The following is a 760-nucleotide window of genomic DNA, read 5'->3' as shown; positions in this document are numbered from 1 at the left end:
CGCGTCGCAACTCGTTACGACAAGCTCGCCCGCAACTTCCTCTCGGCCGTGGCGCTCGCAACCCTCGTCGCGTTCTGGGTCTGAATGAGTCTCGGCCCTAGAGGCAACAGAGGGCGCAACCACCGCGACCCGCCGTCTCGGAGTCGCCACAAGCCCGACAAGGAAGGCGGTTTGGCTGAGGCTGATCGTGGCTTCGCCGACAATCCAACAGAGGTGGTCCCGCCCGGTGAGACAGCTTGGCGGCTTGGCTAACGTGGATCCGGGTTGTTTCTACGCCGCAATCGGCTTCCTCGAAATCGCCTATCGTAACCGTGACGCGACATCCTCAACGCCACCGCGACTACTCTTCAGCCGGCTTAGCCAAGCCCAGTCCAGCAACATCTTCCCTCAGCATGCGCAGTATCGACCTTACCGGGGCAAGCGACCGCATCGAACTGCGATAGGTGACGCCGCTCCTGATTGTCCACTCGTAGCCGCGCACGTTCAGCGCTGACAAATCGGTATTGATGTCGAGGTGCAGGAGCGGCCGAGGCAGGCTTGTGAGGAAGCCATCCCGCCGCACGAGTTCCAGGGCCAGTTCGAGCGATTCGGTGGACACGACGGATTTCGGACCGACGATCCCTCTGGGTTCTTCCTCAATTTGTGTGGTTCATCCGCTGTTAGGGCCGAGACTCATTCAGACCCAGAACGCGACGAGGGTTGCGAGCGCCACGGCCGAGAGGAAGTTGCGGGCGAGCTTGTCGTAACGAGTTGCGACGCG

Annotated in this window: 1 protein-coding gene and 2 pseudogenes; 1 reads left to right on the top strand and 2 read right to left on the bottom strand. The window is 61.7% G+C overall.

Annotated features, from left to right (window positions below):
- Positions 1-84 (top strand): annotated as a pseudogene (locus V1479_RS26130) (IS5/IS1182 family transposase); the annotation flags it as partial.
- Between the two features lie 256 nt (positions 85-340).
- Here V1479_RS26130 and V1479_RS26125 read toward each other — a convergent pair.
- Positions 341-598, bottom strand: coding sequence for a hypothetical protein (locus V1479_RS26125; protein WP_173194978.1), 258 nt, complete (start codon positions 596-598; stop codon positions 341-343).
- 78 nt (positions 599-676) lie between these two features.
- Positions 677-760: pseudogene (locus tag V1479_RS26120) on the bottom strand (IS5/IS1182 family transposase); the annotation flags it as partial.

Origin of the sequence: Neoaquamicrobium sediminum, from assembly GCF_040970315.1 — a bacterium.
Taxonomy (GTDB): Bacteria; Pseudomonadota; Alphaproteobacteria; order Rhizobiales; family Rhizobiaceae; genus Aerobium; species Aerobium sediminum.
The sequence above is the reverse complement of the archived record's forward strand: the minus strand, read 5'-3'. Positions and strand labels throughout refer to the sequence as shown.